This is a genomic window from Propionispira arboris, from assembly GCF_900109225.1.
Taxonomy (GTDB): Bacteria; Bacillota; Negativicutes; order Selenomonadales; family Selenomonadaceae; genus Propionispira; species Propionispira arboris.
Window position 1 is genome coordinate 1 of record NZ_FNZK01000014.1, and the last position, 14,227, is coordinate 14,227.

The 14,227-nt window shown below is 37.4% G+C and carries 13 protein-coding genes and 1 pseudogene; 13 read left to right on the top strand and 1 reads right to left on the bottom strand.

The window, feature by feature from the left end; genetic code table 11:
* Positions 1–187, bottom strand: a pseudogene (locus BMY14_RS13285) (IS21 family transposase); the annotation flags it as partial.
* Positions 188–459: 272 nt separating this feature from the next.
* Here BMY14_RS13285 and BMY14_RS13290 point away from each other — a divergent pair.
* The 13 genes from BMY14_RS13290 (at position 460) to BMY14_RS13340 (ending at position 14,019) form a co-directional block, all read left to right on the top strand.
* Positions 460–624, top strand: a complete 165-nt coding sequence (locus BMY14_RS13290) for a DUF255 domain-containing protein (RefSeq protein ID WP_218144907.1) — start codon at positions 460–462, stop codon at positions 622–624.
* A 472-nt stretch (positions 625–1,096) separates the two neighbouring features.
* The gene (locus tag BMY14_RS13295; RefSeq protein ID WP_177177597.1) at positions 1,097–1,666 is read left to right on the top strand and encodes a CPBP family intramembrane glutamic endopeptidase; all 570 of its coding nucleotides are present in this window, start codon (positions 1,097–1,099) and stop codon (positions 1,664–1,666) included.
* A 131-nt stretch (positions 1,667–1,797) separates the two neighbouring features.
* Positions 1,798–1,983 carry a hypothetical protein gene (locus tag BMY14_RS20605; RefSeq protein WP_177177598.1) on the top strand — a complete coding sequence of 62 codons (186 nt, stop codon included), beginning with the start codon at positions 1,798–1,800 and terminating at the stop codon, positions 1,981–1,983.
* A 116-nt stretch (positions 1,984–2,099) separates the two neighbouring features.
* On the top strand, positions 2,100–2,648 hold the full coding sequence (locus BMY14_RS13300) for a dTDP-4-dehydrorhamnose 3,5-epimerase family protein (protein WP_091832706.1): 549 nt from the start codon (positions 2,100–2,102) through the stop codon (positions 2,646–2,648).
* 430 nt (positions 2,649–3,078) lie between these two features.
* Positions 3,079–3,219 (top strand): D-lyxose/D-mannose family sugar isomerase, encoded by a 141-nt coding sequence (locus tag BMY14_RS13305; protein ID WP_245741416.1) that lies wholly within the window; start codon positions 3,079–3,081, stop codon positions 3,217–3,219.
* 139 nt (positions 3,220–3,358) lie between these two features.
* Entirely contained in the window at positions 3,359–5,164 is a 1,806-nt protein-coding gene (locus tag BMY14_RS13310) for a sensor histidine kinase (protein ID WP_091832709.1), read from the top strand.
* 1 nt (position 5,165) lies between these two features.
* Complete coding sequence (locus tag BMY14_RS13315) at positions 5,166–6,602, top strand: response regulator (protein ID WP_245741417.1); 1,437 nt, start codon at positions 5,166–5,168, stop codon at positions 6,600–6,602.
* 19 nt (positions 6,603–6,621) lie between these two features.
* Complete coding sequence (locus BMY14_RS20895) at positions 6,622–6,771, top strand: helix-turn-helix domain-containing protein (RefSeq protein WP_245741418.1); 150 nt, start codon at positions 6,622–6,624, stop codon at positions 6,769–6,771.
* Between the two features lie 536 nt (positions 6,772–7,307).
* Entirely contained in the window at positions 7,308–8,696 is a 1,389-nt protein-coding gene (locus BMY14_RS13320) for an S-layer homology domain-containing protein (protein WP_091832712.1), read from the top strand.
* 48 nt (positions 8,697–8,744) lie between these two features.
* Entirely contained in the window at positions 8,745–10,490 is a 1,746-nt protein-coding gene (locus BMY14_RS13325; protein WP_091832715.1) for a glycosyl hydrolase family 28 protein, read from the top strand.
* A 40-nt stretch (positions 10,491–10,530) separates the two neighbouring features.
* Positions 10,531–11,172 carry a lactate utilization protein gene (locus BMY14_RS13330; protein ID WP_091832718.1) on the top strand — a complete coding sequence of 214 codons (642 nt, stop codon included), beginning with the start codon at positions 10,531–10,533 and terminating at the stop codon, positions 11,170–11,172.
* 36 nt (positions 11,173–11,208) lie between these two features.
* On the top strand, positions 11,209–12,294 hold the full coding sequence (locus BMY14_RS13335) for a glycoside hydrolase family 88/105 protein (RefSeq protein WP_091832721.1): 1,086 nt from the start codon (positions 11,209–11,211) through the stop codon (positions 12,292–12,294).
* Positions 12,295–12,492: 198 nt separating this feature from the next.
* Complete coding sequence (locus BMY14_RS13340; protein ID WP_091832724.1) at positions 12,493–14,019, top strand: MFS transporter; 1,527 nt, start codon at positions 12,493–12,495, stop codon at positions 14,017–14,019.
* Positions 14,020–14,227: the final 208 nt, after the last annotated feature.

Consider the following 14,227-nt stretch of genomic DNA (forward strand, 5'->3'; position numbering starts at 1 on the left):
AAGAATCCAATTTTGGTTGTTCGGTTACGCGTTTTGCTTTAGGGAATGGTTGATTGAAATCTTCGATTGCCAAATACTTGCGCACCGTTTTGCGATCACAAGAAAAGGTTTTTGCAATTTGTGAAATATTGAGACCTTCCTCAAAGAACGCTTTTCTGATATAATCAATTTGGGTCATTGTGAGCATCCTCCAGTCCTCCCCCGTTAGTGTTTTGTCACCTAATAAGGGTAGGTTATTTGGTTCTTGTTCGCAATGGCTTTTTGCATTTTTGAGGAATTCTGTTTTGCATAAGTGGGGATTTTTATTTGCAACTTTGTCCTATTTCATTATGCCATAAACAGAAAAGCCTCTAAGGGGGTAAATTTTTTAATAAAAGTATTGGCGTACTGCTGATACTTTTTTGTATATAATAATCATGAACGTGCCATGTAATGTAACTAATACATAGGGGTGATTTCGTGGACAAAAAGCCTAATCGTTTGATAAAGGAAAAGAGCCCGTATCTTCTCCAACATGCCTATAATCCAGTAGATTGGTATCCTTGGTGCGATGAAGCATTTGAAAAAACAAAGCGAGAAAATAAGCCAGTGTTCTTTAGTAGTGGATATTCGTGCTGCCATTGATGCCATGTTATGGAACAATGATCAATCGATGACTTTGACATAGTTAAAAAGGTGGGGGTGTAGGGCCACGGCTCGCCTCTACCATGTAAATTCAATTTTTACAATAATAGACAAATAACCTTTTTTTGACGTTTAATATTAGACAGGAAGCGAAGTATCATTGGTAACGGCGAAAAATGGTTGTAATAAAAGCTGAAAATAGAGAAGCGACGGCATTCCTGCAAAATATTTTAACAATTTGCAGGAATTTTGTATTTATATGTAAAAACTAATAACTGTGAAATGTATAAGTCTAGCAAACTCAACAAAACAGTCCCGGTGAGTCATATATCAGGTGTGACAATACAAGACCAGAGAGGAATCGGAATTGAAATTTGTAGAAATAAGTAATCGGTACAGTCTCTTAAAGCATATTGTTTTCTTTTATATGACTTGGGCGTTTTCAGAAATTGTTCTTTTTCCTTTGTTGAAAATGAAGGGAGTCATTTTCAGTGATGTGTTTGACCCAATTTGGAAAATAACGGTCTGGCTATTGCCAGTTATTGCTATATTGAAGGCTGAAAAAACTCCGATATTTGCATATTTAAAGCTGAATTCCAGTAAAAATGCGGCCATATTATGGAGCACATTGGGTATTAGCTTTATTGCAAGCTATAATATCCTTATGCATATTCTATTTTATTCCAGTCTGGTATTTTCTCCGTGGCTTACTTTTACACAGTGGTTGAATACAGTATTTATGGCTGGATTAGTTGAAGAAACATTATTTCGGGGATATTTCTTGCAAAAAATAAAGGCGAGATTTTCCTTTTGGAAAGCAAATTTGTTCGTGAGCTTCTTGTTCGTAAGTATTCATTTTCCTATTTGGTATATGAATGCCGATAAAATTGCACATACTGTGGTCGCTTGGTCACAGCTGAGCACGTTTATTTTTGGCTTTTCACTCTTACAGGGGTGGTTGTTTCGAAAATCAAATTCCTTATGGCCGTGTATTATGATGCATATGATGAATAATTTTATGGCATTAGCGCTCGTTGGATAAAAAAGAAAAAAAATTTGGTTCGAGAAAAAGCAGGTTATTTTTATCTTGCAATCACGAGATGAAAGCTTTTAAATTATACGGTAGTTGAATATTTTTGAATACATTTAAAAATGTAAGTTTTGCTGATTTTTATGTCGACATCAAGAATTCTTGTAACGCTTGAAGTATGGGACTGTTCGGTTTTTGTAAGAAAATGCACGGCAATCGATACGAAAAGAAGTGACGAAATGGAAGATGTTTGGCAAATAGATAAAATCCGTTGGAATAAACAAAATTTACTATATCGTAAGATTTTTATAAGGCGACTGAATGGCTAGATAGTATAGCTCCAGCCGTCTATTTTTGCGTTGTGGGGAAATGCATGTAAATTTATGATTGTTGATACAGGTGGTAGTTTCGCAAATTTGTAATTCAGAAAAGGAGGCGGGGCAGTATGATACATTTGACACATTTGGATTTAAAAGAAGTATGTGTTTTAAATTATGATACAAAAGAAGACAATAGGGGGATTGGTTATCGACTTTTTTCCAAAAGACAATTAGAAGAAGTTGGCATTTATACGGAATTTGTTGAAGAAATTTTAAATTGTCCTTCAAAAAAAGGAACATTATATGGAATTCATTTTCAAAATCATCCCAGAGTGCAAAACAAACTGTTATTCTGTATTAAAGGACGTGGGTTTGACTTTGCAGTAGATTTAAGACGAAATTCAGCTACTTATAAAAAGTGGGTTTCTGTCGAATTATCGGCTCAAAACCGAAAGCAAATATATATCCCCGCAGGCTTTGGACACGCTTTTCTATCTTTAGAGGATGAGACTCAAGTTGTGATGCAAATTGATAATTATTTTGATGCAGCGTTATCACGAACGGTCACATATGCAGATCGTGACCTTAATATCGCGTTTAATATTTTAAACCCCATTCTTTCGGAAGGGGATAAAAATGCACCAACATTAATGAATTCTGATTGTAATTTATAAGTAAATAATAAGGCGCTAGTGTTTTAATATATGCAACCTTTGTTATATAATATTATTCGTGAAAAAGGTTAAATGGTATTTTTTTCTTGTGCTCACTTGAAAACATAGGACAAAAGATTTATAATTGTGTAAAATTAATTTTTTAAATAAATATAAAATGTAAGTTTTGTTGATTTTATGTCGACATCAAGAACTCTTGTAACGCTTGAAGTATGGAACTGTTTGATTTTTGTAAGAAAATGCACGGCAATTGAGATGTTTATCACATCGTTAGATTTTTATAAGGCGACTGAACCGCTAACTAATATGGTTTCAGCCGTCTATTTTTACGCTGTAAAAAATGTAAATATATAGAAAAAGACGACAAAAAACATCCCCATGGTTTTCTAGAAAAAGGTAGGTTGAAAATGCGAAAAATGTATATGATTATTTGATTGGTTGGTGTGGTAATGATGATCGGGTCGATAACCGCTTTTATAAAGCGCAGTCTCGTATCCCTGAGATCGAAGAGGGTACTTCGCCAACGCATTTGATTTTTAAGGATTATGCGAAATACATTCAGTATATCTAAATGCAAGTTTTTTAGATTCTTTTAGCGGCTAAAAAAGTCGCAGGGAGTCGAATCATGGTTGTATAAAAAGATTGAATAAAACCATCTCTATGCATATAATAGGTAGAGATGGTTTTGTTTTTCTGAAATGAGGTGCAGCTTGAATAAATTTAAAAATTTGACGAATTGGCTGCATGCTAAGGTTGCACAGAAAATGTTATATTCGTTGAAATCAACAATTCTGAGTTTTTACATACCGATTATTATTTTATTTATCTTTATGACAGGTACGATTTCATATTGGCTGGCAGCGCAGCAAATTGAGGACAATGCATATAGTAATGTGCAGACGATTGTTTTTCAAACAGGAAATTATCTGGATAACCGCTTTGCTGATGTCCTGCAACAGCTGATAGAACTTTCCAATGATCCGGATGTGTTGTCTGTGATCAATAAGGACCCTAAGGATATCAGCCCGGAGGATTACATACGAGTGCAGTCTCATGTTAATACGATTCGATCACTGAATGGGACGATGATTGATTCGATTTATCTTAACTTTCATAATAATAAGTTTATTTTTTTCCGTGGTGATGATCCAAATATTGTAACCCCTTTTAGCTATAAACAATATCGGGATCAATATAAAGACAATCCTTATGATATATATTGGCGCAATTCGAATCCGTCAGATGCAAATCGAGAAGAAAATGTAAGCCTTTTCAAACTTTTTGGCCGTGGCAATGCAAAGATCAATGGAATTATTTTATTTAGTTTCCGGCATGATTTTTTTGAAAAAGTTTTTAGTCGCTCCTTACTAAGTAAAAGTGGTTATTTAGTATTAATCAATAAGGAGGGAATCTTGACTTTCAAAAAAACGGACAGTGCTTATCAAATGACGCCGGATGTAATTCAAAATTTGCAGCAAACGAAAGAAAAATCCGGAAGAATTGAATTTAAAAATACGCAAGGAGAAAATCTGGTAGCTATTTATGAGACGATTCCCAGTAATCAGTGGAAATTAGCGGCTGTTTTTACGCAGGCTGAGATACTGGATAATGTGAAATATATCAAATATATTACAGTATTCATTATTATTTTGTTGATTCTTATTGCGGTGGGGTTGACGAATATACTGGCTGGTTATATTACAAAACCGATTTCTTTATTAGCGGATCATATGAAGAGCATAAAAGGTGATAATCTTGAATTTGTTTCGAGTATCCATTCCATTAATGAAATTGGTGTACTGGATCAAGGGGTTCAGGATTTGGTGCAGCGGGTTAAAGTTTTGCTGGAGCAGATTAAAGCGGAACAGGAAAGTAAACGACAGTTAGAATTTTCGGTGATGCAGACACAGATTCATCCGCATTTTTTATATAATACACTTTATTCGATTCAAGGATTATGCGATATGGGGTTAACTAAAGATGCAAGTGCTATGGTAACGGCTTTGGCGAATTTCTTTCGCAGTAGTATCAGTTGCGGCAAAGAAATTATTACGGTTGAAGAAGAGCTATCGCATATTCGCAATTATTTATTTATTCAAGAGATGCGTTATGGTGATGTTTTTTCTTATGAAATTAATGTAGATTCGAAGCTTTTTCCTTATAGCATTGTCAAATTAACGTTGCAGCCTTTGGTGGAAAATGCCATTTATCATGGTATTAAACAGAAACGCGGTATTGGCTGGATTAAGGTTACTGGGTATACCAAGGATGGCTTCTTGTATTTTGAGGTAGAGGATAATGGCTTGGGTATGACACCAGAACGATTGGCAGAAGTACGGGCCGGGCTGACAGATAAAACATTAGGGCGCATTAAAATGGGTTTGGGTGTTCGTAGTGTACATGAAAGAATACAGCTTTATTATGGAACCAATGCTGGTCTTAAAATAGACAGTGAGTTAAATATAGGGACTGTGATGACGGTTATGATTCCTATGGAAAGATTGGAGGATACGTAAAATGCATAGGATTTTGATTATTGATGATGATCGCATTATTCGCCGTGGGCTGGCAAAAATTATTCCCTGGGAACAGTATGGTTTTCAGCTTGTTGGTGAAGCGGCTGATGGCGAGCAAGGATTAAATTTGATTGAAACAGAATATCCGACCATTGTGATATCGGATATTAAGATGCCGTTTATGGATGGTTTGGAATTGGCGCAAATTGTTAAGGAACGGTATCCACTCATTAAATTGATACTTTTGACGGGGTATACGGATTTTAGTTATGCGCAGCAAGCTGTAAAAGCGCATGTTTTTGATTATTTGTTAAAACCGGTCGACAAGGAAAATTTATTAGAAAAAGTACGAAATGCGGCGAGTGAATGGGATGCTGAAAATCGTGTGCAGCAAAAAATAAATGCCGCCAATCCATTTTTCCGTCGTGAATTTTTAAAAAAATTAATGGATGGAAATGGCGAGGAAACAGAGCTTCGGCAGGATGCAATGTCATTAGGCATCGATTTAACGGGACAGACGTTTATTGCTTTTTTAATTAAGATTGATGAATATCATCAAGATTCTATGGAAATGGCAGATTTTATCGAACGGCAGAAAGCTTTCAAGTTTTGTGTGGTAAATATGTGCGAAGAAGTCACGCACAGCCAGCGAACCGGAGGTGTGGTTGAACTCGACCAGGACGAACTGGTGCTGCTGTATTCTAGTAATGAGACAGTGCAATTGGCAGAGGAAAATGGTCGCTACTTAGTGGAACAAATACAAAAGATGGTACATAGATATTTAAAAACGACCGTAACCATTGTTTTGGGTGGTGTCCATCAAGGAATCTTGGGTTTGCGGTTATCTTACCAAGAAGCACGGTCGCTCCTTGATTTTCGGCATTTTATTGGTAAAGATAAGATATATTCTTTATCTGATATTAAACTGTCTTCCCAGCAGGCTGTGAGTTTGCAGACGGAAGATAAGGTGAATGAACTTGTTCACGATGTAAAGCTCGGGTTAGCGCAGGATGCATTCATGGCCATTGATGATTTAGAACATGTGATGATTCAGGAAAAGCAAATGTCACTCTATCATGTTCGTCTTTTATCGGTGTGGCTCGTCATCTCTCTGTTTCGCGGCAGTGCGGAATGGGCATCCGATTGGGAACATGTGCAGCGCAAAAACATGTCTTTGTACTATATCCGGATTAACGAAATGCAGACAATTCGTGAAATTTTCAACCTCATTCGTTCGGTGGTTGGTGATTTGGCTGAATTTATGGCTGGTAAACGGGAAAGCCATCGAGGCGGAGTCATTGGTGAGGCTGTGAAATATATGGAAAAACATTATGTAAAGCAGGGACTTTCCTTGCAGGATGTGGCTAGTCATATCCATATTAATCCAGTTTATTTAAGTACATTATTCAAACAAGAAAAAAAAAATTACCTTTTCTGATTTTTTATTGCAGGTGCGTATGCAAAAAGCAATGGAGCTTTTGCGTAACCAAGATATGAAATGTTATGAAGTAGCGGATATGGTCGGCTATAATACACCAGAATATTTTAGTGTATGTTTCAAGAAACATACCGGTCTTTCTCCCATTGAGTTTAAAAACAGGTTGTAAAGCAATTTATGCTTTACAACCTGTTTTTGTATCATATCATAAATTTTTGTTATCATAGTAAGAGGAACTATTAACAATTATCACAATATTTCAAATTAAACTACAATATCTAAAGAAAGTGCAGAGTTATCTTAATATTTTGAATTCCTTAAAAACATACGTAGAACTATAATGAAATAAATGCTGGTGATGATATATATTAAAAATCCTAGAGTTGCAGCATGCGTCATACAGTGTTCAATACAATTTTGGGCGGGAGGAGAGAAAAAATGTTAATTTTTCCTGGATAGGGATCGGTGATTATACATGTACTTATTTTTTTTATCTAAAGGTTAACCGGTTTACGTTATCGTAATACAAAACTGGATTCATTTTTAACTGCTGGCAAAAATAGGCCAGAAAATACTATGATTTTGGGTGGTGTTCGTTTTTATACATACGCAGTGTTGTGGACTATTCTGCGAATTGTTTGTGCCTATTAAACTAATTTAAAAATTTGTGATTAAGGAAAATAAGAATATAAGGGGATAGAAAAAATGAAAAAGAAATTGGCGATGAGTTTAGCATTCTGTATTGCTTTTGGGATGGAAAGTGCTGTATTTGCAGCAACGGATAATCCATTTGCTACCGTTCCCATGCAGCATTGGTCTTATCAAACAGTAGCGGAGCTCGTTCATGATGGTTTAATTGATGGGTATAAAGATGGAGATTTTAATAAAGATCGCCCGCTGACTCGTTATGAAATGGCAGTTATGACAGCCAAAGCAATGTCAAATGTAAAAAAAGCCGATTCGGCAATGCAAACACAGATTACGCAGATGGAAATGGAATTTAAAGATGAATTAACGGATATGCATGTTCGGATACCAGGGGGTACACCGCCCGCACCAGTCGTTGCGGCTCCGGCTGCGCCCAAAACAGATGGTCTTAAATGGAACGGAAATATCAGAGTGCGTTACGATCATAAAACAGATCATAACAATGCCAAAGGTGACACGACGGGTACAGGTGTCAAAGACTCATCCTATTATTATGAATTGACAGGGACTACACCGATTGGCGGCGGTTGGAATGGACTGGTTCGTTTCTTAGGCGCACGCGATCGTGACGGACAGGATCGCGGTGGTCAGGAAAATACAAACGGGCAGTTTGATATGTCACGACTCTACATCTATGGTCCAGTTGGTAACGGTACATTAAAAGTTGGGCGTGATAAAGCCGGAGCCATCAATGGGATGGTCATGAATGAATATTATACAGGTGCCGTTTATAGCTTTGGTAATAAGGCCAAAGTCAATGTAACGTATGGTAAACCGGATTATAACTCGACAACACGTAATACAACTGGCGAAACGGTAAGCAAAGATGATCGCGGGATTAATGAAAGCTATATAAATCCAAAAAATGTTGGCATCAATTACGTTCAATTGGATGTAACCTATCCACTGGATGAAAAAACAAATCTTTATGCGGGTCTATGGCATACAATGGCCGATAACAAAAACTATAAAGATCCAAAAGGGAATGCAGTTGCCAGTTATGAAGATACGAATATTTGGGAACTTGCCTTTGATCATGATATTGCGAAAAATCTGAATTTTGGAGCAGATTATGCAAAGTCAGATCGAGATGATCAAAATACAGCCTATAATTTCTCTTTGGCATATCGTACAGCAGATAAAAAAATAGCGCATTCCTGGTCGACGGAAATCGATTATGTCCATTTGGAAGATCAAGCGTATATCAAATCAACCTTTGATATTAAGGATAACAAAGTTGGACGTCAAGGCTGGCAGTTTATCTATAAATATGTTCCAACCAAAAATATCCTTTGGACAACTCGCTGGCTGCAGAGTAAGGATTTGACGGGAACCGATAAAACGAGCGAAAAATGGTTGCGTTCGCAAGTTGAATTTTTCTTCTAAGCAATTGCTTGAGGCAAGTTGAAAAGATCGTGAAGGAGCGAATTAGGAATGAAAAAATATGTCAGACAAATCGTATTGATTATGGTATTAGGGCTATTAATGAGTTCCGTGACATTTGCTGCAAGCCTTGCAGTACCACAAAATTTAAAGGTTCCGGCCTTAGCTGTTGATGAGCAGAGCATTATTTTGGTTTGGGAAAAAACGGAAGACCAAACTGCTATTGTGGATTATCACATATATATGAATAATAAGCTGCTAGGTAATGTCCAATCGGATAAGAGCTCGGCAGCGAAGCCAAGTATAGATAAATTTTATACGGAAAATGCAAAAGCGCAGGCAATACTGAAACATTCCTATATTGTGACAGGGCTGAAACCTGCTACGGAATATAAATTTACGGTGCGTGCTGTCGATGCAAAAGGGACTGAATCAGCCGACAGTAATATAGTGAAACAAAAAACGACAGCTGTTCCGACCATATTTAATATTGAGTCGTATGGGGCTGTTGGTGATGGTACAACGCTGAATACCAAGGCTATTCAAAAAACAATTGATGCTTGTACACCCGGGGCGAAAGTGCTGGTTCCGGCTGGGGTGTTTAAAACGGGCGGGATTTGGCTTAAAAGTAATATGACATTGGAAGTGACCAAAGGGGCAACGTTACTTGGCTCTGAAAATGCGCAAGACTATACGTATCATTATAAACTTTACCCATATTCTAGCGACGAACGATTTTTCGCTTTAATCAATGCCGGACCAACGAGCAAAGAACCCGTTGTTGAAAAAATTCGTATTGTTGGTGAAGGAACAATCGATGGAAATGGCTGGAAAAAGAATGCAGATCAAACAGCTTATTTATATGCAAAAAATAAAACAGATAAGGCTGGTGTAATGGATCCGAATCATGTGCTGAATATCGGAATTTTGGCCAAAGCACAGGTAGAAGCTTTAATGAAAGATGGACAAACGTTTAAATCTTCGTATCCAAGACGGTCAAGTTTGATTCTATTACGTGGTGTAAAACAGGTTTATTATGGCGGCATTCACGTGATCAATCCGGCAAATCATACCTTAGTGAATGTTAAGTGTGATGATGTAACCATTAACGATGTTACGTTCCGTACGTTTGACTGCAATAATGGTGATGGAATTGAGTTTACGCATGGCAATGGCTTGACTGTAATCAATAATTATTTTGATACAGGCGATGACTGTGTTAACTTTGCCGCAGGGCTTGGCAGCTTAGGGCAAAAAGATCCTTCAACGAAAAACATCTGGATCTTCAATAATTATTTCAACCATGGACATGGCGCAGTTGTAACTGGCAGTCATACGGCAGCCTGGATTGAAAATATTTTGGCGGAAGATAATGTAATTGAAAATACAGACATTGGTTTTCGAGCTAAGACAGCACCTCAAATTGGCGGTGGTGCCAGAAATATCATTTTCCGTGATAATGCCATGAAAAATATCAGATTGCAGGCCTTTATCTTTACGTCTGGATATTCTGATCCGAATGCGGTTGTAGAATATCCAAAGGCGAAGACACCAGGTCAATTCAAAAACATCAGAATTGAAAATTGTACGATTGATGGAGCTGGCGGAGCCGCCATTGAAGTGCAGGGACTGGAAAATGCATTCCATGAAAATTTGATTTTCTCAAATTTACTCTTTAAAAACACCAAACCGATGCAGTTGAATTATTTAAAAAATGCAAGTTTTGAAAATATTGTTTTCGAAGAAACGAAACCAATCAAAAATGATAAAAAGAAGAAAATAGAAGCTGAAAAATAAGTATGGAATTCTATTTTGAAAGAAAGGAGGTGGTTTATAGATGGAGACAATTAAACAATGGAAAAACATCTGTAAAGCCAAAACAATCGTTGCTGTTTTAAATAAAAAACATTTTCAAGCTTCGTATGTATTAAATCTTGCCGAAGCAAAAGAAAAATTAGTATCGATGATTGATGATGGAGCTAGTGTGGCTCTTGGTGGTTCAACTACTTTAAGTGATATGGGGATTGTAGACGTTTTAAGAAATGGGAATTATGCTTTTTTTGATCGGTATCAAAATCTTCCTTTTGATCCTGATATTGTAGAAATTCATCGTAAATCACTTACTGCTGATTTTTTGTTGACTGGAACGAATGCAATTACGAAACAGGGTGAGCTTGTCAATACGGATTGCACGGGCAATCGTGTTGCGCCGATGATTTTTGGTCCGAAAAATGTCATTATTGTTGCCGGGGTTAATAAAATTGTTGAGAATTTGGAAGATGCTTTTAAACGGATCAGAGAGATTGCACCGATGAATTCGAAGCGGATTAAACATGAAACACCTTGTGTGGAGACTGGGTATTGTGTAGATTGTGATTGCAAGAAAAGGATATGTAACTTTACAACGATTATCCATAATGGAATTAAGTTTGAAGGACGTATCAAAATTATTATCATAGCGGATGAAGCAGGCTATTAAATTAGATTATTTATGAAAAGGTTATGAGGTGGCAAAATGAAAAATTATGCAAAGTGGATGGCAGATTCAATTATAGCAAGAAATACAAATTTAACAGATCATTGGGGCTATGAATATGGGTTGACACTCGATGGCATTGCCAAAGTATGGCAGCAATGTGGTGAGGAAAAGTATTTAAATTTCATTATAAAAACAATGGATCATTTTATTCAGGATGATGGTACAATCACTGGCTATCGCTTAGACGAATATAATATTGATCATTTAAATAACGGCAAAATCTTAATAACTTTGTATCAAGAAACCGGTGAAAAAAAATATAAAGCAGCCTTGCAAAATCTTAGAAAACAAATTGATAGACATCCACGGACGAGTGAAGGTGTTTTCTGGCATAAAGAAATGTATCCACATCAGATTTGGTTAGATGGACTTTACATGGGAGCTGCTTTTTATGCGGCTTATAGTAAAGCCTTTGATGATCGTGCGGCTTTTGATGACATTGCCAAACAGTTTATCATTGCTGAAAAAAATCTGAAGGATGCAAAAACAGGACTTTTATATCATGCTTGGGATGAAATGAAACAGCAAGAATGGGCTGATAAAAACACGGGGTTGTCACCACATTTTTGGGGCAGAGCAATGGGCTGGTATGTTATGGCTCTTGCTGATACGCTGGAACTTTTCCCTGAAGATAATGAACATCGCAGTCAGTTAATTCAAATCTTTAATGATTGTATTCAGGCACTTTTGAAAGTGCAAGATAAAAAATCTCACGTGTGGTACCAGATTCTTGATGAAGGCGACCGTCCGGGAAATTATCTTGAATCATCCGGCTCTTCGATGATGGTGTATGCACTGCTTAAAGGTGTGAGACTCGGTTATTTACCAATTGGTTTAAAAGAAACAGCAGAGGCTTCCTATGACGGGTTAGTCAAGGAATTCATTTTAGAAACGAAAGCAGGGCTGATTAATTTGAATAAAGTTTGCTCGGTAGCTGGGTTAGGCGGCAAAGAAAAACGGGATGGAACCTTCGCCTATTATATGAGTGAACCCATTGTCAGCAATGAACCGAAAGGTTTAGGACCATTTGTTTTGGCCGCGGCAGAACGAGAAATACTCTAACGGCAAAAATGCAATCGTAGAATGTAGAGAACGCATTAAAAAAATTACATTCAGTCTATCAGTCTGCCAGGAATTGGGTATAGGGCATCGTTTGCTTCTTAGGTAACGCCACTCAACCCTATACCCAATTTCTGACGATTGCCATATACAATATTTAATACAACTTATATATTATAAAATTTTAGGGGAGAGAAAAATATGAAAACGAGAAAAGTCACATGGTGGAACGTAGTCGGTTATGCTTGTTTGAACTTTCTTGGCGGTGGTACGCAGGCATTGTCATCGGCATTCTTAATGTTGTTTTATACAGCCGCTTGTGGTATCAGCCCGATACAGGCAGGTCTGATCTTTACAATTGCCCGCCTTCTTGATGCAGTGGGAAATCCAGTCATGGGTTATATCAGTGATAACTTTGGCCGGACACGGCTTGGCAAAAAATTCGGCAGACGGCATTTCTTTATTATGCTGGGGATTCCTGGTGTTCTCATCACGTATCCGCTACTCTGGCTTTCGGGTCAGACGTTCACATTCTATTTAATTGCCAATATACTCTATGAAATGGTCTTTACAATGGTAATCGTTCCGGGACCAACACTTCCTGCTGAAATGACACAAATCGCTTCTGAAAAAACGAAGCTTGTGTCGGCAAAACAGTACTGCGGTACATTTGCCAGCACGATAGCACTTCTTTTCCCCGCAGCTTTTTTTCAGTATTTTGGTGAAGGCTCGGTGGATGCTTATTTCTATACTGGCTTGTCCTATGCATTCATTACAGCTCTTTCACTCGTTGCTGTGTACTTTCTTACATTTGAAAGAGCTCCTGAAGATATCGTTTATGCTGAAAAGATGGGGAGTATCCATCATGTTCTTATTAAGATGATCAATGATATCTTTGCTAGTATGAAAATCAGGGCATTTCGTATCCATTCAGGTATGATGCTTTTAATTGGTATTTATAAAAATCTTGCAGCCGGTGTATTTACGTACTATGTAATTTATGCACTGATGCTGTCAAAGAGTGCAACGTCCGTTATTACAAGTTTTGCAACGCTGATTTCCTTTATCGCCCTAGCCGTATTTATTGCACTATGCTATAAATATGGTGGCCCTGCTGCATTTAAGGTTGTTGGTGTTATTGTAACGGTGTCTTTGGTTGGCTACTTTATTCTCTTCCAGGGGAAGATCGGTATGGAAGAAAACATGGTTATCGTATGGCTTACTATTTTGGCAATTGTCAACAATGTTGGTAAAGCTGGCGCAGATTATATTCCTGTCTTTCAGCTTCCGTTCATGGCAGATATTGACGAAGCTGTAACAATGGAAAGACGCGAAGGCATCTTCACGGGAGTAAATGGTCTTCTATCTAAAGTAGCATCTGCAGCAGAAGGCTTTTTGCTTGGTGTTGGTCTTGCTTACTTTGGTTTTGAAAAAGGTGCTGGTGCTCAAACGGCAAGTGCGATTGACGGTATCCTTGTTATGACGATTGTGGTTCCAATTGTTCTCTGCGTGGTGATCTGGTTTATTTCTCGTAATCTCAAACTCACAAAAGAAACGCATAAGCTTCTTGTTGATGAAGTTCATAGAATTAAAGACGGTGGCAGCATGGCTGATGTAACACCAGAAACAAAAGCAGCCGTTGAGGATTTGACTGGCTGGAAATATGAAAATTGTTTTGGTCACAATGATCTGCTTTATCATGAAAAGAAAAAAGAAATTATCGCTTAAAACAGAGCAAGCAATCGCTAAAACCCAACAGGCGTAGTTTGAATTGTTATCCTTTATTGTGTAGTATTTGTCTGTACATTTCATACAAAATATGGTACATTAATAGGCAGATAGAGCAGTAACGGAAATATTTCGAATCAACATATTGTTCATCTTTTCAATAGAGCAATATGTGAAACCGTTTTTACGCCCATAAAATCCGCTGCAG

Bases quoted from the DNA above. Each gene is read 5' to 3' on its own strand.
- BMY14_RS13295 (WP_177177597.1), top strand. From the start codon at position 1,097: ATGAAGGGAGTCATTTTCAGTGATGTGTTTGACCCAATTTGGAAAATA.
- BMY14_RS20605 (WP_177177598.1), top strand. From the start codon at position 1,798: ATGTCGACATCAAGAATTCTTGTAACGCTTGAAGTATGGGACTGTTCG.
- BMY14_RS13300 (WP_091832706.1), top strand. From the start codon at position 2,100: ATGATACATTTGACACATTTGGATTTAAAAGAAGTATGTGTTTTAAAT.
- BMY14_RS13315 (WP_245741417.1), top strand. From the start codon at position 5,166: ATGCATAGGATTTTGATTATTGATGATGATCGCATTATTCGCCGTGGG.
- BMY14_RS20895 (WP_245741418.1), top strand. From the start codon at position 6,622: ATGCAAAAAGCAATGGAGCTTTTGCGTAACCAAGATATGAAATGTTAT.
- BMY14_RS13320 (WP_091832712.1), top strand. From the start codon at position 7,308: ATGAAAAAGAAATTGGCGATGAGTTTAGCATTCTGTATTGCTTTTGGG.
- BMY14_RS13325 (WP_091832715.1), top strand. From the start codon at position 8,745: ATGAAAAAATATGTCAGACAAATCGTATTGATTATGGTATTAGGGCTA.
- BMY14_RS13330 (WP_091832718.1), top strand. From the start codon at position 10,531: ATGGAGACAATTAAACAATGGAAAAACATCTGTAAAGCCAAAACAATC.
- BMY14_RS13335 (WP_091832721.1), top strand. From the start codon at position 11,209: ATGAAAAATTATGCAAAGTGGATGGCAGATTCAATTATAGCAAGAAAT.
- BMY14_RS13340 (WP_091832724.1), top strand. From the start codon at position 12,493: ATGAAAACGAGAAAAGTCACATGGTGGAACGTAGTCGGTTATGCTTGT.